16 protein-coding genes, 1 tRNA gene and 1 other RNA gene are annotated in these 20,049 nt (G+C 33.3%); 3 read left to right on the top strand and 15 right to left on the bottom strand.

The window, feature by feature from the left end; genetic code table 11:
• Positions 1-2 precede the first annotated feature (2 nt).
• From hydG to rnhA, 9 genes are all read right to left on the bottom strand, one after another.
• Entirely contained in the window at positions 3-1,424 is a 1,422-nt protein-coding gene (gene hydG, locus ABG79_RS01370; RefSeq protein ID WP_057976338.1) for a [FeFe] hydrogenase H-cluster radical SAM maturase HydG, read from the bottom strand.
• A 13-nt stretch (positions 1,425-1,437) separates the two neighbouring features.
• Complete coding sequence (locus ABG79_RS01365; protein WP_057976335.1) at positions 1,438-1,683, bottom strand: TM1266 family iron-only hydrogenase system putative regulator; 246 nt, start codon at positions 1,681-1,683, stop codon at positions 1,438-1,440.
• Positions 1,684-1,906: 223 nt separating this feature from the next.
• Positions 1,907-2,893 (bottom strand): class II fructose-bisphosphatase, encoded by a 987-nt coding sequence (gene glpX, locus ABG79_RS01360; RefSeq protein ID WP_057976333.1) that lies wholly within the window; start codon positions 2,891-2,893, stop codon positions 1,907-1,909.
• Positions 2,894-3,023: 130 nt separating this feature from the next.
• Positions 3,024-3,398, bottom strand: a complete 375-nt coding sequence (locus ABG79_RS01355) for a phage holin family protein (RefSeq protein WP_057976331.1) — start codon at positions 3,396-3,398, stop codon at positions 3,024-3,026.
• A 73-nt stretch (positions 3,399-3,471) separates the two neighbouring features.
• A tRNA-Glu gene (locus tag ABG79_RS01350) sits at positions 3,472-3,546 on the bottom strand.
• A 47-nt stretch (positions 3,547-3,593) separates the two neighbouring features.
• A non-coding RNA gene (ssrS, locus tag ABG79_RS12185) (6S RNA) lies at positions 3,594-3,768 on the bottom strand.
• 50 nt (positions 3,769-3,818) lie between these two features.
• Positions 3,819-4,247 (bottom strand): YaaR family protein, encoded by a 429-nt coding sequence (locus ABG79_RS01345; RefSeq protein WP_057976329.1) that lies wholly within the window; start codon positions 4,245-4,247, stop codon positions 3,819-3,821.
• 207 nt (positions 4,248-4,454) lie between these two features.
• Complete coding sequence (gene pckA, locus ABG79_RS01340; protein WP_057976326.1) at positions 4,455-6,032, bottom strand: phosphoenolpyruvate carboxykinase (ATP); 1,578 nt, start codon at positions 6,030-6,032, stop codon at positions 4,455-4,457.
• Positions 6,033-6,138: 106 nt separating this feature from the next.
• Complete coding sequence (gene rnhA / locus ABG79_RS01335; protein ID WP_057976324.1) at positions 6,139-6,594, bottom strand: ribonuclease HI; 456 nt, start codon at positions 6,592-6,594, stop codon at positions 6,139-6,141.
• Between the two features lie 110 nt (positions 6,595-6,704).
• Between rnhA and ABG79_RS01330 the strand changes: the two genes are divergently transcribed.
• Together ABG79_RS01330 and ABG79_RS01325 are read left to right on the top strand one after the other, a co-directional pair.
• Positions 6,705-8,459 carry an ATP-dependent metallopeptidase FtsH/Yme1/Tma family protein gene (locus ABG79_RS01330; protein ID WP_057976322.1) on the top strand — a complete coding sequence of 585 codons (1,755 nt, stop codon included), beginning with the start codon at positions 6,705-6,707 and terminating at the stop codon, positions 8,457-8,459.
• 87 nt (positions 8,460-8,546) lie between these two features.
• Positions 8,547-10,514, top strand: a complete 1,968-nt coding sequence (locus tag ABG79_RS01325; protein WP_057976319.1) for a methyl-accepting chemotaxis protein — start codon at positions 8,547-8,549, stop codon at positions 10,512-10,514.
• A 19-nt stretch (positions 10,515-10,533) separates the two neighbouring features.
• Here the strand turns inward: ABG79_RS01325 and ABG79_RS01320 are convergent, their stop codons facing one another.
• The gene (locus ABG79_RS01320; protein ID WP_057976317.1) at positions 10,534-11,481 is read right to left on the bottom strand and encodes an RsmB/NOP family class I SAM-dependent RNA methyltransferase; all 948 of its coding nucleotides are present in this window, start codon (positions 11,479-11,481) and stop codon (positions 10,534-10,536) included.
• A 117-nt stretch (positions 11,482-11,598) separates the two neighbouring features.
• Between ABG79_RS01320 and ABG79_RS01315 the strand changes: the two genes are divergently transcribed.
• A complete protein-coding gene (locus ABG79_RS01315) occupies positions 11,599-13,050 on the top strand; it encodes a nicotinate phosphoribosyltransferase (protein ID WP_057976315.1) in 1,452 nt (483 codons plus the stop codon).
• Between the two features lie 116 nt (positions 13,051-13,166).
• Here the strand turns inward: ABG79_RS01315 and ABG79_RS01310 are convergent, their stop codons facing one another.
• The 5 genes from ABG79_RS01310 to ABG79_RS01290 form a co-directional block, all read right to left on the bottom strand.
• Complete coding sequence (locus ABG79_RS01310; RefSeq protein WP_341408286.1) at positions 13,167-14,075, bottom strand: DUF362 domain-containing protein; 909 nt, start codon at positions 14,073-14,075, stop codon at positions 13,167-13,169.
• A 4-nt stretch (positions 14,076-14,079) separates the two neighbouring features.
• Positions 14,080-15,411: a tetratricopeptide repeat protein gene (locus ABG79_RS01305; RefSeq protein ID WP_057976313.1), complete on the bottom strand. Its 1,332-nt coding sequence runs from the start codon at positions 15,409-15,411 to the stop codon at positions 14,080-14,082.
• Between the two features lie 106 nt (positions 15,412-15,517).
• The gene (locus tag ABG79_RS01300) at positions 15,518-17,491 is read right to left on the bottom strand and encodes a molybdopterin-containing oxidoreductase family protein (RefSeq protein WP_160318205.1); all 1,974 of its coding nucleotides are present in this window, start codon (positions 17,489-17,491) and stop codon (positions 15,518-15,520) included.
• Positions 17,492-17,626: 135 nt separating this feature from the next.
• The gene (gene glgP, locus ABG79_RS01295; protein ID WP_057976309.1) at positions 17,627-19,243 is read right to left on the bottom strand and encodes an alpha-glucan family phosphorylase; all 1,617 of its coding nucleotides are present in this window, start codon (positions 19,241-19,243) and stop codon (positions 17,627-17,629) included.
• A 98-nt stretch (positions 19,244-19,341) separates the two neighbouring features.
• Entirely contained in the window at positions 19,342-20,049 is a 708-nt protein-coding gene (locus ABG79_RS01290; RefSeq protein WP_057976307.1) for a PHP domain-containing protein, read from the bottom strand.

Here is a 20,049-nt window from a genome sequence, read left to right as displayed (position 1 = left end):
CCTTAGAATCTCAAATCTCTTTCACCGTTTTCAATTCTGTTTAGCCTTTCTATGGTCGCCTCTTTTGCTCTCTCGTTTGGAATTTCTTCAAGAGCATTTTTGATGACTTTTTCACCTATTTCCTTTGCTTCTTCATCACCGTAATCAAGTATAAATTCTTTAAAAGTTAATATTGCATTAGGCTGGCATACATTATGAATTTGACCACTTTTAGCAAGCCTCATGAATCTTTCTCCAGTTCTACCTTCTCTATAGCAAGCTGTGCAGTAGCTTGGAATGTATCCCCCTGAGCATAGGCTTTTAATAATTTCTAATGGTGAGCGATGGTCTCCAACTTCAAATTGTGGTTTTTCATCATCTCTATGAACATGCAGCTTATATTCCTCAACATATCCTCCAACTCCGGTACATGAGCCAGCGCTTATTTGTGAAATACCAAGTCCAAGAACTTCATCTCTGTATTTTGGCTCTTCTCTAGTTGAAAGAATCATTCCTGTATATGGAACTGAAAGTCTAAGAATAGCTACAACCTTTTTAAAATCATGGTCATTCACTAAATATGGGAAGTTTTGAAGAGTTACTCCCTCTGCCGCCCTTAGTCTTGGAACAGAAATAGTGTGTGGTCCAACTCCGAATGTTTCTTCAAGGTGTTCACCATGCATTAGCATAGCAATCGTGTCGTATTTATAATCATAAAGTCCGTATAAAACTCCAATTCCAACATCATCAATGCCAGCCTGCATAGCCCTATCCATCGCTGTTGTATGGTAGTCATAGTCATGTTTTGGTCCCTGTGGATGCATTTTTTCATATGTTGGCTTATGATATGTTTCCTGGAATAAAATATATGTTCCAATTCCTGCTTCCTTAAGCTTTTTATAATTTTCTACAGTAGTAGCAGCAATATTAACATTTATTCTTCTAATACTGCCATTATCAAACTTAATTGAATATATTGTTTTCATACAATCCAATATATAATCAATAGAACAATTAACAGGATCTTCTCCAGCCTCCAAAGCAAGTCTCTTGTGTCCAAGACTTTCTAAAATCTTAACTTCTTCTGCTAACTCATCCATTGTAAGTTTCCTTCTTGTAAATGAATCGTTGCTATGTTTATATCCACAATAGTAGCAGTTATTCACACAATAATTACTTACATAAAGCGGTGCAAATAATACAATTCTTTTCCCATAAATTTTTTCTTTTATCTGTCTTGCCACTGTAAACATCTCGTGAAGTATGTCTTCATCTTCTATTGAAAGAAGAACTGCAGCTTCTCTATGAGTAAGTCCCTTGCATTCTTTAGCCTTTTCCAAGAGGCTTTTAACATACTCTATATCGTTGACCATCTTCTTACCGAATTCAATTGAGTTCAAAATCTCATCATGAATAATAAAATCTTCTGCTTTAATACTTTTCATAAATTCACCTCATTTAAAATTTTGAAAGGGCAGTCTTAACATTTACTCCTTCGATTTTCCCAAGTTTTCCTGTCATGGCGCTTATTTCATCGTTAGTTCCATCGACAATTAATGAAATAATAAAAATTCCCCTATCCCTATAAGGAATACCCATACGTCCAACAATTATTTCTGCAAAATCATGAAGTATTAAATTAACTTTGTGTGAATTTTCAAGATTTTCAATAACAATTCCAACTACTCCAATTCTTTTATCCATATGAACCTCCAACATTTTGCATGTTCAAATTGACAAACAATTCAAGAAGTCAAGAAATCAAGTGAATGTCACTAAAAAAGCCTTTCAGCAAAAGCTGAAAGGCATATTTCTACCTTCTACCTTTTGCTTGGACACCTCCTTGCAATCGGATTATGCTTATCCACAAATTCGGAAATTCCAAACTTGCGGATTAATTAAATTATATTATATTGTTAAAATAAAATCAAATAGAAAAGTTATTATTTATATGAATCATACTCTTCTTTAATTTATGTGTTGCGTCAACAAACCTAATAATTCCGGTTTTATATCTCATAACAACTGAATGTGTATATGCAACGTCTCCTTTATAAGTAACACCCTTTAATACATCGCTGTCCGTAATCGCCGTGGCTGCAAAATAAACATCGTCTCCATGAATTAAGTCATCTGCTGTTAATGTTTTATTGATATCCTCAACTCCGGCTCTCAAACACATAGCTATTTGCTCTTCATCATTTGGAAGTAATTTCCCTTGTATTTCACCACCAAGACATTTAAGCGCTGCGGCTGCAAGAACTCCTTCTGGTGCACCGCCAATACCAACTAGCATGTCAATTCCAGTATCCTCAAAAGCAGGAGCAAGTGCAGCAGCAATGTCCCCTTCGCCAAATACTTTCACTCTAACACCAATCTTTCTGGCTTCTTTAATAAGTTCTTCATGGCGCTTTCTATCTTGTATCATAATAGTAATGTCTTCTATATCTTTATTTAAGGCCTCTGCCACATTCTTGACGTTAGTATAGAGATCAGCATTTATATCAATCGCTCCCTTAGCCTTTGGACCAACGGCTATCTTATTCATATATATTTGCGGTGCTCTAAAAATATTACCTTTTTCTGCAACCGCAATTGCCGAAATAGCATTAGGTCTACCTTTAGCAACTAATATGCTACCATCCAGTGGGTCTATGGCAATATCATACTCCTTTTGACCATCTCCCCATTGTCCAACTTTTTCTCCTATATACATAATTGGAGATTTGTTTATGGCACATTCTCCTATTACTACTCTTCCTTTGATTGGCAGCAATTCAAATGCAAAACGAACACCTTCGACAGCTGCGCCATCTACCTGATCCATGTTCCCTTTTCCAAGCAATCTAGAGCAGGATAACGTAGCAGCTTCTGTGACCCTTACAATCCCCATTGCAATATCAAAATTTTCCATACCTACTCCTCCAAATATATATTTCAAAATTATTATATCACATTTATCTCATATATGGAAATAATATATATTAATTTTTATATTGAATAGCAAATAGCACCTTGAGTAAACTCAAGGTGCTATTATAGCTTCATGAAACCTGAGAAAATACATTCGTTGGGACTATTGCATCAATAATACCAATCACAAGAGCAGCTAAAATTGCTCCCATCGGTGTTACAGCAACTCCTGCTATAATAAATTGAGTAATGTAAATTATTATAGCAGCAATTAAAAATCCAACTATGCCTCTTCCAAATGGTGAAGCATCTAGTTTAAATACTAATCCTATTAAATAATCTAGAGCTGATATAACAATTGCAGCTAAAATTGCTGTTCCAAATCCAGCCACTCTAAATCCTGGAACCAAAAAACTTGCTATTACCAAAATCACTGCATTAATTAAAAATTTTACAATGATTGAAAAAATGTTTACATCTCGTTTTTCTTTGTTATTTTCTTGCATATTTACACCTCCAATAGATATTATTTGCATAAAAAGTGCAAATATACATAAAAAAAGTGCCTTTCGGCACTTATGGCAGTCCCAAGGGGAATCGAACCCCTGCTTCCGCCGTGAGAGGGCGGTGTCCTAACCTCTAGACCATGGGACCACGACAATATTATTTTAACAATTATCCAAAATTTTGTCAACATAGAATAATAACCCAACATGCCGCTGCTTGCTATTTCAAATCCCGCCATTAAGCAGGTGGGTGCCTGCAAATAACTTCAGTTTTTCTGCTAAACAGACTTAACATCCACTATTTGACGCCAGCTCCCTTAATTAGTATGTCGGTTGAAATAAACAAGCTTCGCAAACATCTCAGGTCTGTAATATTATTATAGGACATAAATTTAAAAAAGTAAACATTTATTAATTTCATTATTTGTATACATCCACCAGCAATCCCTTTATTTCTTCTATCCTATCTGCTAGGTTTATAGTATCCTTTTGTTTTTCTAATAATTCCTTTGTCAACTCGTCAACTTTTTTATTAACTATCTCTATCTTTGTATGTATTCCATAATTGAAGGGTCCGGGCTCTCTTTTTAATATATACGCATTCTTTACCACAAAAGATAAATATTCTTGTATTTTTTGCTTGTATCTCTTTGCATCCTCAAGCCCATGAGTAGATATTAATCTCTTGCCTAAAATATCTATTTCCTTGAGCATCTGCTGGAGCTTGCCCTCCGTTTGCTCTTTATTTGCAAGGTCAAGAGCAGTTGAAAAATCCTGAACTTTGATATCTACTTCTTTATTGAGCTGTGGAATTTCAACTTTTTTGTTGTCTATATTTCTTATTCTCATATCAACACCCCTCAAAGGTTCTCTATTATATTTTAATTTCATCAATTAATTTTTTCAATATATATGATATGACTAAATATTTAATAGATTTATTTAGTTGTAAAATGTGTAACCCCACGAATGTTTAATGGACATTCATGGGGTTAATCCTAAAATGAATATTATGTTTCATACTTAGTATTGCTAATAGGATTTTTTATAATAATATTAGATTAAATCTGGGGCTGCTTCAAGAATATCGTCGGATATTCCACTGAATTTCTTAATATTTTCGTAGAATTTATTTGCAAGTTCCTTTGCGTATCTATTGTAATCTTCCTTATTGCTCCACGTGTTAATAGGATTTAATACATCCGTTGGAACATTAGGACATTCCATCGGGATTAATACTTTGAATATTGGATGTTCAATATATTTTACATTTTCTAAATCACCACTTATTGCTGCTGTAACCATTGCTCTTGTGTGTTTTAAATTCATTCTCTTTCCAATTCCATATGGTCCACCAGACCATCCTGTGTTTACAAGGTAAACATTTACGTTATGTTTAGTAATCTTTTCTCCAAGCATTTTTGCGTATAAAACCGGGTTCATAGGCATAAACGGTTCTCCAAAACAACTTGAAAATGTTGCTTGTGGTTCAGTGATTCCCCTTTCTGTTCCAGCAAGCTTGCTTGTATACCCTGATATAAAGTGGAACATAGCTTGTTCTTTTGTAAGCTTTGAAATAGGTGGTAGCACTCCAAATGCATCAGCCGTTAAGAATAGTATAGTCTTTGGATGTCCTCCAACTCCTTTTAATACTGCATTTGGTATATAATCTATTGGATAGGCAGCTCTTGTATTTTCAGTTAACGAATCATCATCATAGTTTGGATTGCCTTTATCATCTAAAACCACATTTTCAAGGACAGTTCCAAATTTTATCGCGTCGTATATCTGCGGTTCTTTTTCTCTGGATAAGTTTATACACTTTGCATAGCATCCACCTTCAAAATTAAAGACTCCATCCTCTGACCATCCGTGTTCGTCATCACCTATGAGCATCCTGTTAGGATCTGCAGAAAGAGTTGTTTTTCCTGTTCCAGATAATCCGAAGAATAGAGCTACATCTCCATCTTTTCCTACATTAGCAGAGCAGTGCATAGGTAGAACATTTAACTGAGGCAATAAATAGTTCATTGCTGTAAAAATTGATTTTTTCATTTCTCCGCAGTAGTGTGTTCCGCCGATGATAACTATTCTTTTAACAAAATCAAGTATTATAAAAACTTCTGAGTTTGTATTGTCTATCTCTGGGACTGCATTAAAATAAGGTGCACTAATAACAGTAAATTGTGGAATAAATTTATTTAGTTCCTCTTCAGTTGGCCTTATAAATAATTGTCTTACAAATAAATTGTGTGCAGGAAGTTCATTAATAAATCTTATTGAATGGGTATATCTTCTATCCGCTCCAACAAATCCATCAAATACATATAAATCCTTATTCTGCAAATATGCAGTCAGCCTTGCATAAATTCTTTCAAACACTTCTGGGTCTATTGGCCTATTTACTTTTCCCCAATTTATGCTCTTATGTATTTCAGGATAATCAACAATAAATCTGTCCTGTGGAGAACGGCCTGTATATTTTCCTGTTTTAATGTTCAAAGCCCCTGTTGAGGTTAGTTGTCCTTCTCCTCTCTTTAATGCATGTTCAACTAATCTTGCTGCTGATAAATTATGATGTATCTCCCTAGTATTAGAAATGCCGACGTTTTGTAAAAAATCTTTAATAGACATAATTATTCCCCCTATTTTACACTGAAAATACATTTCTAATACTATTTTACTAAATTGCATCAAAAATTGCAACATAAAAACAAAAATAAAATTTATATTGCATTAATCAAACTTTTTTCGCTTCATCCATGGCTTCATTTGCAAGTTTGTCACACAAATTGTTCAATTCATCGTCTGCATGTCCCTTAACCTTTATAAACTCAATATCATGAATTTTGCTCAATTCAATTAACTTTTCCCAGAGTTCCTTATTTTTAACTGGCTCTTTATTTGCAGTTTTCCAGCCATTTATCTGCCATTTTTGCACCCATTTATTGTTAAATGCATTAACAAGATATGCCGAATCGCTGTATAGTTTTACTTTGCATGGTTCTTTTAATAATGATAATGCGTCAATTGCTGCTGTCAGCTCCATTATATTATTTGTTGTTTTATTAAATCCTTTCTTAATTGTCCTTATAGTATCTTTATATATCAAAACTGCCCCATAACCTCCAACGGCCTCCTCGTTACCGTTCCCCCTGCAGCCTCCATCCGTATATATTATGACTTCTTTTTTCATTATTTAGGCCTCCTTCCATTAAATAACATGGTAAAATATATGATTTTTATTTAACTTAAATCAAAATTAAACGATATAATATTATGTAAACTAGAGTAAGAGGTGGTCAGATGAACAAAATTTTAAATTATAAAAAATTAATCATTTTTCTATCAATACTAACAATTTTAACTGTTAGTTTTGTTATTTACAATATGAACAATTCTAAGGCGGTTAAAATAAGTTATACTGAGTTTTTAAACAAAGTCCAAAATAATGAAGTTTCTACTATTTATTACAGCGAAGATGAGTTTATTAAATTCATTACAAAAGATAACAGAACATTCTTAACTGAAAATCCTAGGACTTTTGATTTTAAAGAAAAAATGCTTTTAAAGGGGGTATCCGTTGAGGAAAACTCTTCTGTTCCTATTGCAAATACTATAGCTGGAATTGTTTCTTTTTCAATAATAGCAATTTTCATTATAATGATTGCGCAAAAGAAGGTTAAATCCTCCAGCGCGTCTTTAGTGAGCGTCCATTATGATTCAGAAAACGCTACTTCAGTCACATTTCAAAATATTGCAGGTAATGAAGAAGCTAAAGAGAGCATTAGTGAACTTGTTGACTTTATACAAAATCCAGAGAAATATTCAAGATTCAATGTAAGGCTGCCACGTGGTGTTATTCTTTACGGACCGCCGGGAACAGGAAAAACATTGATGGCAAAGGCTCTTGCCAGCGAAGCAAAGGTTCCATTCTTTGCTGTTAATGGTTCCGACTTTGTTCAGGTCTATGTCGGTGTCGGTGCGGCAAGAATCAGAGATTTATTCAAAAAAGCAAGGGATAAAGGAAAAGCAGTTATTTTTATCGACGAGATTGACGCAATCGGAAAAAAAAGAAGCGGAAGAGCCGACGGTGCTTCAGACGAGAGGGACCAGACTCTTAATGCATTGCTATCAGAGATGTCAGGTTTCAAGGATTCTCAGGGAATTATTGTTATTGCAGCAACAAATAGACTTGATGTATTAGATGAAGCGCTTTTAAGACCAGGTAGGTTCGACAGGCATATTGAAATAAACTTGCCCGATGTTAAGGCAAGATATGAAATACTTAAGCTTTATTCACACAAAAGACCAGTTGCTAAAGATGTTGACCTTTTTAAAGTTGCACAGATGACTCCTTATTTTTCAGGTGCTAAACTGGAAAATTTGATGAATGAAGCTGCTATACTTGCTGCAAAGGATAATGCTGATTTTATAACATTTGAGCATATAGACAAGGCTTTTAATATTGTTGTAGCCGGATTTGAAAAAAAAGAAAGAAGTCATATATCAGAGCTGGATAAGAAAATAACGGCATTTCATGAGGCAGGACATGCTCTAATAAGTAAAATCATCGCTCCAGAAAACAGCGTAAAGAAAATTACAATTATACCAAGCACTAAAGGAGCTGGAGGATATACACTAAATATTCCCCAAGATAAAATGTTTAAGACTAAAAAGGATTTATTGAACAATATAAAAATTGCACTTGGTGGCCGTGCGGCAGAAGAGATTATATTTGGTAAAGATAATATAACCACAGGTGCCTATAGTGATTTGCAGCATGCAACCAATACTCTTATTAGTATGGCTAAAGAATTTGGTATGATTGAAGAAATTGGCTTATTAAGTTATACACTTATGGAAAGCCATAACCTTATCGAATCTACTACTATTATCAAACATTGTAGGGAAATAATAAATAATGCATATAGCGAAGTGGTAAATATTTTACAGAACAATTTTAATCTTCTTGAAAAAATAGCTTTGGTTTTAATAGAAAAAGAAACTATATTTGAAGAAGAACTAGAAAAAATAATTTGTTATGAAAATTTAAAATAAATAATTGTAAATATTTGTTGTATTTAGTCGATATTTTAAATATAATATTATTAATAATTTGCCAAAAAATTACTGAGGGGTGTTTTTATGAACAAAAGTTTAAAAGTAAAACTGACTATAATTATGATTTTAATTTCTGTTATTCCTGCAGTTTTACTATCGAGCATGAATCTATTTCAGAGCAACAAATTGGTTGAAGAGAAAGTTTATCAATTAACTAAACAAACAGCTGATGAAAAAGCTGCATATGTTGATTCTTTTATGCAGAAAATATTTGATGAAATAGACTCAGTTTCTAAAAAAACGGATGTTTTAAACTTAAATGTTGATGTTCTATACAATAACATGGGAACTTTGGTTGATAGTGATTCTAACTTAATGTATATGTATCTTGGAACTTCAGATGGCCAAATGTTTATTTACCCCAAGGTCCAACTTCCTAAAGATTACAATCCTACCTTAAGGCCATGGTATCAAGCAGCAGTTGCTTCACCTGGTAAAATAATAGTTACAGACCCATATCAGGATGCAACAGATGGAACATGGGTGGTAACAGTTGTAAAACAAGTTAAGTTAAGCAATGGCAAAGAAGCGGTAATTGGTGGAGACATAAAATTAACGACGCTTGTTGATAAAATTACACAAACAAAAGTCGGTGAGAAGGGCTATGCAGCACTATCTCTAGCAAATGGAACAATTATTGCTCATCCAAATAAAGAAATGCTTTTAGTAAACATTGCAGAAAAATATGATTTTGGAAAGCAAGTAGTTGCCGAGAAAAACGGTAGTAAAAAATATACGCTTAATAACGAAGATAAAATAATGGGTTATACCCCTTCTAAGCTTTCTGGATGGATTGCTATGGCTACTATTCCTCAATCAGAATATCAGGCTGCATTTAATAGAAACTTAAAAATTTCGATTATTTATATGATATTTGTTGCCTTAGTCACTGCGTTAATCGGATTCTACATTTCAAATAGAATTACAAAACCACTGCTTGCAATTACAAAGCTTATGAAAAGAGCTGAAGAAGGAGATTTTGGCGTAGACATAAATATTACAGAAAAAGACGAAATAGGACAAATTCAACAAAGCTTTAAGAACATGATTGAAGGTCAAAGGTCGATGATTAAGAATATTATCGAATATACAGAAGAACTTTTGCATTCTGCTAAAAATATAAAAGGTATTTCAATAGATACTGTTAATGCAATCGAAAAAATAACAGAAGCGACCCAATCGATTTCAGATAACACTCAAAACAATGCAGCAAGTTTAGAAGAAGCAAACGCTGGTATAGAGGAAATGGCTTCTAACGCACAGATTGTTGCAGATTCAGCTTCAAGGGTTAAGGAGTTCAGCGAAGATGCAGTTAATGTTGCTGTGGCAGGCGGCGAATCAGTCAATGTTGCTGCTTCATCAATAGAGGAAATTAAATACTCTGCAGCTGAAGTTAACAATGTAGTAAACGAACTATTGGATGCTTCAAAGGAAATAGACACAATAGTAAAGACAATAACTTCAATTTCTTCACAAACGAACTTGCTTGCATTAAATGCGGCAATTGAAGCAGCAAGGGCTGGAGAAGCAGGAAGAGGTTTTGCGGTTGTTGCAGATGAGGTTAGAAAATTAGCAGAAGAAAGCAGCATTGCTGCAAAAAATATTGAAAGCTTGATTCAAAACATTCAAGGAAAGATTATAGCGGCAGTTAATACTACTGAAAAGGAAATACAGCTTGTTGACGTTGGAACACAAAATGCGTATAAGATAAAGGATTCACTTAACTCTATCCTTAATTCTATAAAGAATCTAGACAAGCATATTGAAGAAGTTGCAGCAGCAGCTCAGGAACAGTCAGCTTCAGCAGAAGAAATGTCCGCAGTTATAACAACAATCAACCATTCCGTAGAAGAAGCTGTAAAGAATACAGAAGATATTTCAACTTCAATTGCAAATCAAAACAATACAATTAGAACTCTAAATGATTCTGCAATTAGGCTTGAAGAAATTGCAAATAGTTTAACTGAACAGATAAAAAAGTTTAGAATATAATTAATTAGCCCCTTGAGATTCAAGGGGCTAATTTTTGTATTTTGCAAACAAAAAATCCTTCATACTCCTTCGAAGGTAAAACTCTTATTGCTTTTTTAATATCTTTATGTAATCCATCCGAAAAAGCGTTAATAAAGCTATTTGATTTTAAATTTAAATCCAGTATTTTTATTTTAAAATTGTTTATCGCCCAATCAATAACTAATTCATTTTCTTTTTTATTTAGTGTGCAGGTGGAATAAACCATTATTCCATTAGGCTTTAGTGCTTTATATGCACTTTCAAACAATTTTTTCTGAAGCTTTGATAATTTTTCAACTTCCTTTAAACTCCAACCCCTGATGGATTTTGGATTGTCGATTGTTATTATTCCTTCTCCACTGCAGGGAACGTCAAGCAAAACCTTGTCAAAATAGTCCTTTATTTCGTCGCCGAGTATCTCCCCCCTACTTTCTCTTACTTCTATTATGTTAGCACCCTGCAACTGTATATTATGCCTAAGTCTTTCAGCTCTAATGTGGTCTACTTCGTTTGCAAGGATATATCCTGTATTTTTCATCATTGAAGCTATCTGAGTAGTTTTGCTGCCAGGTGCAGCCGCCACATCAAGAACCTTTTCTCCTTCTTTAGGCTCCAATACAATTGGTGGTATCATGCTTGAAAGATTTTGAAGATATATATATCCATTTTTATATATATCAAGCTTTTGAATGTCCTTCTCCTTTGCATTTTTCAAAATCAAAGCGTCATTATACCAACTAACTCTTTCAAATTTAATATTGATTTGTTTAAAATAATTCATGAGACTATGTATGTCGTATTTTAACGTGTTTACCCTTAATGTAGTATATTTTTCATCACAATATCCGTATAATATCTTATCAACAATAGGTTCTGTAAATGTATCATATAAACTGTCGATTAATTCCTGAGGTAGCCTTCTTCTTGCATCCTTAATAGATGTCATATTATTCTCCTTTCTTTTATTATTTTCTGTTAAAAATAATTTTGTTATGATATAATACTAAAAGATTTATAATGATTATTATATATGTTATTTTGCTATTTTGAAAGGAGTTTAACCATGTTTAACTGGAAGGACGATAGAAACCTGACTTTACTTGTTGATTTTTATGAATTGACAATGGCAAATGGATACTTGAAAAATGGTATAGGAGATAAAATAGCTTATTTCGATATGTTTTTCAGAAATGTTCCTGATGGAGGAGGATTCAGCATCGTAGCTGGTTTAGAGCAGCTTATAGAATATATAAAAGGATTAAAATTTACTGATGAAGATATAGATTTTTTGAGAAACAAAAAAATATTTGATGAAGAATTCCTAATGTATTTAAAAAACTTTAAATTCACATGCGATGTTTGGGCAATACCGGAGGGAACTCCTGTCTTCCCATATGAGCCACTGCTTGTTGTAAGAGGTCCTATTATTCAAGCACAGTTTATCGAAACTATGGTTTTATTAACCATAAATCACCAGAGCCTTATTGCAACAAAGGCTAATAGAATTGTAAGGGCAGCTCAGGGTAAGCCGGTTTTTGAGTTTGGTTCGAGAAGAGCTCAAGGTTATGACGGAGCCATATTAGGTGCAAGAGCAGCGTATATCGGAGGTTGTGCTGCTACAGCTAATACTATCGCAGAAAAGATGTTTGGAATACCTGCAGTTGGAACAATGGCTCATAGCTGGATTCAAATGTTCGATAATGAATTGGAAGCATTTAGGGCTTGGGCTAGAACTTATCCGGATAATTGTCTACTTCTCGTAGACACATACAATGTATTAAAATCTGGCGTTCCAAATGCTATTAAAGTATTTAAAGAGGAATTGCTACCTAAGGGTTATAGACCTAAGGGTATAAGGATAGACAGCGGAGATATCAAATATTTATCTCAGAAGGCACGTGAAATGCTTGATGAGGCTGGTTTTACAGATTGCAATATAGTTGCATCAAACTCACTTGATGAATTTATAATTAGAGATGTTCTTCAGCAGGGTGCCAAAATTGACAGCTTTGGTGTTGGGGAAAGGCTTATTACTGCAAAATCCGAACCAGTTTTCGGAGGTGTTTATAAATTAGTTGCAATTGAAGAAGAAAATAAAATAATCCCCAAAATTAAAATAAGTGAGAATCCAGAAAAGATAACTAATCCTGGATTTAAGCAAATTTATAGACTATACGATAATAAGACCAATAAAGCAATTGCTGATTTAATAACATTTGCAAACGAAGAGATAGATGAGTCAAAACCATTAAAATTATTTGACCCTATTTTTACATGGAAAACAAAAACCATAGAGAACTTCAGGGCAAGGAAGCTTCTAATAAAGGTAATTGAAAATGGAAGTGCCACATATAACTACCCAAGCGTAGGAGAAATAAAAAGCTATTGTCAAGAAGAACTAAAAACATTATGGGATGAAGTGTTAAGATTCGAAAATCCACACAAATACTACGTTGACCTTTCTCTAAAGCTATGGAAAACAAAACAAAAACTGCTTAAACAATTTGCAGATTAGTTAGATAATTATTCCAAAGCCGCGTGGACTTTTTGTGAAAGTCTCACGCGGTTATACTTTGTAAAAAAAATAACTTAGTGAAGAGCTAATAACCGTGAAATTACAAAATAGCATCTTCACTCATCGATTGCAAATTCGTGACCATAGGCTATGCTTGAAAATTGTTTTTCTGCGTCTATAAGCTTTATTCCTTTGATGTCTATGTCTTCAATGTTTCCAACTCCAATATTATCTTTTATCAATCTAAAAAGATAATTAATTGCCTGAGGTCTAAATCCTAACAACCTTGCAGCAATCGTGTCTACTGATACAGCATCAAATCCCGCCATTAAAAACTCGCTGTGAACAGCTTTACCCTTTGAAGGTCCAGTTCCTATCATAGCAGGATTCAGACTCACAATTGAAAGGTCAATGGGCACATTCTTTGCAAATGAATAAATAAAACCATGCAAATCTTCGTGTATTCCTAAGTTTTTCTTAGGATACCCATGGACAGAAGCTGGTGGCCAGCTTAGTGCAATATTTTTAATAGATGCGGACATAGTTGCTTCTTCGTGAAGTTTAAGCTGTGTAAAGGATATTAAAAAGTTTGTCTCAAATAATAATTTGTTTACTTTTGTTGTGCTAATAATGTCATGCCCAAGATATAAGTCTTTAAATTCTCCTATGTTCAAATCTACAAATTCAATGCCTTCAGAATTTATTACTTCTGAAAATCCGAATTTATTTAGAACTTCGTTTGTATTAGCCCCCCCTGAACCGGCTGCTAACACAATTCTTTTTGGATTTTCTTCTTTTATAATTCTTATAAGTTCCCTAAGCGTTTCTTGGCCAACCACCACTCCCTTTTCCGGTGGATTAAGGTTTACAAGGTTAGCAGTTATTGTAACGATAAAGTCGCTTTTAATAACGCCCTTAAAAGGAAGTAAGTTTAGTGCATCTCTAAGAGCAGTTTTTTCATCTGAGTTTTTGGTTATTGCAACAACATTGCTCTGTAAAACTTTTTGCCTGATTATAATAATCACCTCACTATGCTTTGTTGCTTATCTCCATTAAACGTTCTTCATAAAATTTGGTTTCTTCATCCATTTTTAATTTCCTGCAGCACAAAACAAGATGATAAATTATGGATTTAAATGCATTGCTTCTTTTATTTGCTGTATTATAGGCGTATTTTAGAATTTCATAGGCGTGCTTATATTTTTTCTCTAAGAGTAGAACTTGACCAAGAAAATCAAGTATTATGGAGTTTTCACCAAAGGTTACAAGGTATTTTTCTATTTCCTTCTCTGCCTCATCGTATTTTTTGTTGCGAATAATATAGGCCATAGATGTTAATTTGTGTCTAGATTGCCTATAGTAGGCTGCTGAATAATGCTTAATTATATATTTCCCAATTGCACTGAGTTTATATTCTAAATTTTGTTTGTTCACATTTTTTTCAATCAGTCCCATCCCTGTGTAAAATATTTCAAATAGTATATTTATTTTACTGTTCCTTTCAATAATGTTGAGTCTATTTATATCTGAATCCAAACCAATATATAAATGCTTTAAATTAAATTTATTATTATTTTCCAAAACAAAAGAATCCTTATTCCCAAAAGTAGTAATTATCATAAAGCGTAGGTTATGTAAATCTTCAAAACTAAGCCCTTGAACTATATTATCAAACCATGCATCCTTTTCAAAAAAATGACATAACAAATACGCATACCTCTGTTCTGATTCTAACCTAGATAACATTCTTCCTAATCTAGTTACATTGTAATTTGTTTTTTTCAATTCTATCAATTCTAAGTTGTGTAGCATTTTTTTTACATGTTGAACCTTTTCTTCATCAAAATCCTCTGAAAAAGGAATATCGTTAAGTATCTTATCAATTATTAGCATTGTTTCAAATTCACCAACATTGATATCTTCGGCAATACTAATTATTTTTTTAGAAAACTCTTCATTTAAAACATTTTTTATTATTTCTTTAGCCTGGCTTTTTTTGCCTTTAAGCATATCGTATTTCTGTAGGTAATATTCCTCTTTTTCAAACATTCTTTTGTAAAAAGCTATCTTGCCACCCTTAATGAACTTATAATCTTTTAAAAACTCTGTCAATAATCTCATGGCCGATAAAATATCCTTTATTCCTTCTCTTCCGCCTAACTCTTCATCTATTAATGTTATTTTGTCAGTAAATTCATCGAATGTAAAACTATCAAAACTTTCCAAGGTCTCATCAAAGAAAAAAAGAACTGTGTTAACAAAGTAGTTAACAACCTTTACGTTGTATTCCACCTTTTCCCTGTCTATCCCTTTGTTTAGCATATATTGTCTAAATAAAACCAGTTTTTCACTATCCTTCATGATATCACCACCAAATTGGTTTTATTTTAATTATTTCCATTTATTCGTTTTCTAAACACAAAAAATAGAAAGTGCCATGAAAAAATACATTGCACTTTCTATTAAATCAATATTTTTTAAAATCAACACGAAGGCTATGAAAAACAGTTCCATTTCCGATGTCTGTTATTTGTGGTTTTAATAGAGTATTAACATTTGCACCATCTTCTAATAAATATCCAAATGGAATAGAAATGGTGCCTCGTTTAACGTCATTAGTTAAATACGCTGTTGCCGTTATACTTCCATTTGCATTATAAATCAATACTTTATCATCATTTAATATGCCTTTTTCTTCTGCATCCATTTCATTAATTAAAACCTTCGGCGCTCCAGTAATTTTTCTTATTCTATCAATATCCGAATACTGTGAGTTTATTTTTTCGTAACTATGGTATGAAATAATATTAAATGGATATTCATTATTTGTTTCCATTCCACTTGCCTCAGGTATAACGCTTTGCTTCCATTTTTTCATAGTCTTTGATTTGAATTGTATTTTACCAGTAACAGTATTAAAATGCTTATCCTCAAATGCTATCTCATTATAATTTTGGTCCAAAAAAGGGACTTTTCTTAAGTCGTCAATTGTTGCATTAATGTTTGAAGCCTCCAATATTCTATTTATTAATTCTTCATTATTAGCAGGAATTAAATCCACTTCAAGCTTTAATTTGCTAGCCATCATTCTATATATTTCACTTTCATGTTTGCACTCATCAAGCGGCTCGTGAGCTTTATCAATGAGAATAACGTAGGGGTGCCAGTATGATTTAAATATATCAAAATATTCAAAGGTAGCTGCAGCAGGTAAAACTATATCCGCATATTTTGCTGTGGCACTCATGTAGTTATCTATCACAACTACAAACTCCATATTATTAAAGGCATCTATTATCTCAATAGTATCTGGGTTTGAAATAACAGGATTAGCAGCCTGAATAAAAGCCATCTTGATATTTTTTTCTTTAATTCCTTTTCCTAATTCTGCAACATGAATGTAGTCTACATCCTTTGGAGTTTCGTATTTTATTGGCCATATTAGTTTTGGAGCTGATAGATTGGCGTAGTTGAATCCTCCACCCCTTATTCCAATACTTCCAAGTATTGCTGGAATTAATGAAATTGCTCTAACTGTTTGTCCGCCGTTTTTTCTTCTTTGAATTCCAAGCCCGCAAATCAATTTAAATGGTTTGTTGTTGCATATAATTTTTATTATACTCTCGAACTCTGCCTTTGAAATTTTACACTTTTCAGTCACCAAATCTATATCGTAATTTTTAATAGATTTCTTAAATTCTTCAAAACCATACGTATACTTACTAATGAAATCTAAATCAGCTAAATTATTATTTAATATGTAGTTTGCAATTCCTAATGCTAAATAAATATCTGTTTCAGGCTCTATTTGAATGTATATGTCTGCTTCTTTAGCTGTTTTTGTCTTTACTGGGTCTATTACAATTAATTTTGCGCCATTGGATTTAGCCTTTTTTATTAAAAGCATTTCCTGAAAATTTGTCTCAGCAGTATTTTTTCCCCACACTAATATTGATTTTGCGTTTTCAATGTCCCAAGGAGCATTATGAATCGCCCTACCATAGGTTTGAATAGTCGCCTCTACTCCTGCCGAAAAGCACAAATCACCATATGTTGTTGTATATCCATTAAGTTGATTCCAAAAACCGTAGGCCCCTTTGCTTACCGTTCCTATTTCACCTGAACCTTTATAAAACAAAATGGACCTTGGAGAATACTTTTGATAATTTTCTATATTATCACAAATTTCACTTATCGCTTCTTCCCAAACAATTCTTTTGAAATTGTTTTCCCCTCTTTTTCCAATTCTCTTAAGAGGATACCTCAATCGTTGCTTGCCATAATTTCTTTCTAAATATGATTTTCCTTTGATGCATATCAATCCTTGAGTTGCTCTATTTAATGGGTCACCATCAATATTTTTTATTCTACCGTCCTCAATTTCAAGTATCAATGAACAACCGCTGTAGCAATCCCTCGGGCAACCGCTCCTAATCTTCAAATTATCACCACCCATCAGTTTTATAATATTCTAACAAAAGCCCCTTCTTATTACAACTATTTTTAATAGTTCATCTTTAAATAATAAACCCCATAAATGATTTAAAGATTATTTAATCACTTATGGGGAAATAAACTACTTTGTATACATCAATTTATAGTATTCATTTACCATCCTTGCAGCTGAGAATTTTTCCTTTGTAGTTTCTATGCTTTTTCTCATCATCTCTTCCCATTTTATTTTGTTCTCATAATAAGTTGGCACAACTTCTTCTAATAAAACTCTATAAAGCGATTTTGCATCGTGCTCATCAAGTTCCTCAAGAGTTTTAAAATCATCTACTCCAAGGCCATCTCCAAACTGCCATCCATTTTCACCGTGAAGGCAGGCTTCCGGCCACCAACCGTCAAGTATGCTGCAGTTTAATACTCCATTCATAGCAGCCTTCATCCCAGATGTTCCTGATGCCTCCTGCGGTCTTCTTGGATTGTTCAGCCATATATCACAGCCTCTTGTCAGCATAGCACCTATTTCCATGTCATAATTTTGTAGGAAAACTACGCTATTTGGATATTTTTTGGCATATTTTACTATATCTGATATTATTCCTTTGCCTGTATAGTCGTTTGGATGTGCCTTTCCTGCAAATATTATCTGAACTTTACCGCTCTCTAAATATGGCGCAATTAGCTTTTCGTCGCTGAAAATCAAATTGCTTCTTTTATATGGTGCTGCTCTTCTTGCAAATCCTATTAATAGTTTTTCAGCATCAAGTTTAACACCTGTTTTCCTTTCAACATATTCTATAAGCTCCTTCTTGATTGTATTGTGAACCTCCAATAAACCATTTCCTTTATTATACGCTTCAACAATTCTATTATCCTGCCATGTTCCGTTGTGAACTCCATTTGTAATTCCAATAATATTTGAAGCTCCTTCAACATTTCTCCACATTTCATTTGCTGTTTCTTTGTGAAGCTGAGCAACACCGTTGGATATTCTGCTCATCCTAAGTGCAGCAACCGTCATGCTGAATGGGTCTCCACCTAATCTTTTCATATGCCAATAGTCAAGGTTCAAATAGGCTCCCATATATTCAAGCAATCTGTGCGAGTGAACTTCGTTTCCAGCAGGAACAGGAGTGTGAGTTGTGAATACAATTTCATCACGAGTTTTATCTAAAGCTTCATTAAAATTCAATCCTTTATTCATTTTTTCTCTAATTAATTCAAGTCCCGCAAAAACTGGATGATTATCATTAAAGTGATAAACATCAATCTTTATCCCAAGTTTTCTTAGCGCTTTAACTCCACCAACACCTAGTATAATCTCCTGTGCAACTCTTTCTTCTGAAAACCAACCATATAGCTGAGAAGTTATCAATCTGTTTTCATTTCCATCGACATCTGCGTCTAAAAGATAAAGTGGAACATTATTGAACTGCTCTACTTTCCAAACCTTTAGCTTGTAATTAGATTCCTTAATCTTTACTTCTACTGTTACTCCAGTGTCTTCTAAAAAATCATAATTGTATTCTCTGTATGTATCAACAGTCCTACCATCTTCTGAAATATACTGGTCTACATAACCCTGTTTCCATTTAATGCCTATTCCTACCATAGGAACTTTCAAGTCATATGCGGCCTTTAGTATGTCCCCAGCTAAAATTCCAAGACCTCCTGAATAGATTTTAAACTTTGCGTTTAGTCCATATTCCATACAAAAATATGCTACTTTTGGTAAATTATTCATCGGTTTTCCCCCTTTAAAATAATCTAATTATTATTTTAATATAAAATCAAAGCAAATGCAATCGTTTGCATTTGCATGAATGAAAAATAAACCAATTTCTATCTTAATTCTTCCAATACTGCCTCTATAGTTTTACTTTTTACATATATAAAGTTTTCTCGTTCACTAATCTTCCCAAGAAAATGAGAATCCGAATTCTTTATTACTTTATATTTTTTTCTAATAATACCTGCTGCAATATATTTTTCGTATTTGTTAGCATTCGCAACTTCAACTGTGTTTATTTTTAAATATTCGGGCACGAAACCAAGGTTTGATATAACGCTAAATGTATCCTTATCAATATGGCAGGGAATAAAAGCTCCCTTAAGTTCATTTACCAATTTAAAAGCCTCATCAAAATCTATATCTGCTGAATTTAAAAGCATTATATCTTCTGTTCCTTCTACTTCATCTTCTTCATTAAAAATCAGTTGATTGCCAAACAGTTCCGGATTGTTCTTCATGTTTGGCAATCTTTTGTAAACAATATCCTGAAACTTAATAGCATCTTCTAAAGTTGTAAAAAGACACAATACATGAACCTCTTCCTTGGTTTGAAGCTCCATTCCTGGAACAACCAACAAATCGTTTTGCTTGGCTAAATTCATAATTGCAGGTAAATTTTTGCAAGAGTTATGGTCTGTAACAGCTATAACATCTAACCCCTTCAAAAGAGCCATATTGACAATATTGTTTGGCGTCATATCATCATCTGAACAGGGAGATAGAGCTGAGTGAATGTGAAGGTCATAATACAATTTCAT

The sequence above is a fragment of the Caloramator mitchellensis genome (assembly GCF_001440545.1).
Lineage (GTDB): Bacteria > Bacillota > Clostridia > Clostridiales > Caloramatoraceae > Caloramator > Caloramator mitchellensis.
The sequence above is the reverse complement of the archived record's forward strand: the minus strand, read 5'-3'. Positions and strand labels throughout refer to the sequence as shown.

Excerpts from the sequence above, each read along its gene's own strand:
- ABG79_RS01320 (WP_057976317.1), bottom strand. The coding sequence starts at position 11,481 with ATGACATCTATTAAGGATGCAAGAAGAAGGCTACCTCAGGAATTAATC.
- pckA (WP_057976326.1), bottom strand. The coding sequence starts at position 6,032 with ATGTCTATTAAAGATTTTTTACAAAACGTCGGCATTTCTAATACTAGG.
- ABG79_RS01365 (WP_057976335.1), bottom strand. The coding sequence starts at position 1,683 with ATGGATAAAAGAATTGGAGTAGTTGGAATTGTTATTGAAAATCTTGAA.
- ABG79_RS01345 (WP_057976329.1), bottom strand. The coding sequence starts at position 4,247 with ATGAGAATAAGAAATATAGACAACAAAAAAGTTGAAATTCCACAGCTC.
- ABG79_RS01330 (WP_057976322.1), top strand. The coding sequence starts at position 6,705 with ATGAACAAAATTTTAAATTATAAAAAATTAATCATTTTTCTATCAATA.
- glpX (WP_057976333.1), bottom strand. The coding sequence starts at position 2,893 with ATGGAAAATTTTGATATTGCAATGGGGATTGTAAGGGTCACAGAAGCT.
- hydG (WP_057976338.1), bottom strand. The coding sequence starts at position 1,424 with ATGAAAAGTATTAAAGCAGAAGATTTTATTATTCATGATGAGATTTTG.
- rnhA (WP_057976324.1), bottom strand. The coding sequence starts at position 6,594 with ATGAAAAAAGAAGTCATAATATATACGGATGGAGGCTGCAGGGGGAAC.
- ABG79_RS01305 (WP_057976313.1), bottom strand. The coding sequence starts at position 15,411 with ATGAAGGATAGTGAAAAACTGGTTTTATTTAGACAATATATGCTAAAC.
- glgP (WP_057976309.1), bottom strand. The coding sequence starts at position 19,243 with ATGAATAATTTACCAAAAGTAGCATATTTTTGTATGGAATATGGACTA.
- ABG79_RS01315 (WP_057976315.1), top strand. The coding sequence starts at position 11,599 with ATGTTTAACTGGAAGGACGATAGAAACCTGACTTTACTTGTTGATTTT.
- ABG79_RS01355 (WP_057976331.1), bottom strand. The coding sequence starts at position 3,398 with ATGCAAGAAAATAACAAAGAAAAACGAGATGTAAACATTTTTTCAATC.
- ABG79_RS01290 (WP_057976307.1), bottom strand. The coding sequence starts at position 20,049 with ATGAAATTGTATTATGACCTTCACATTCACTCAGCTCTATCTCCCTGT.
- ABG79_RS01325 (WP_057976319.1), top strand. The coding sequence starts at position 8,547 with ATGAACAAAAGTTTAAAAGTAAAACTGACTATAATTATGATTTTAATT.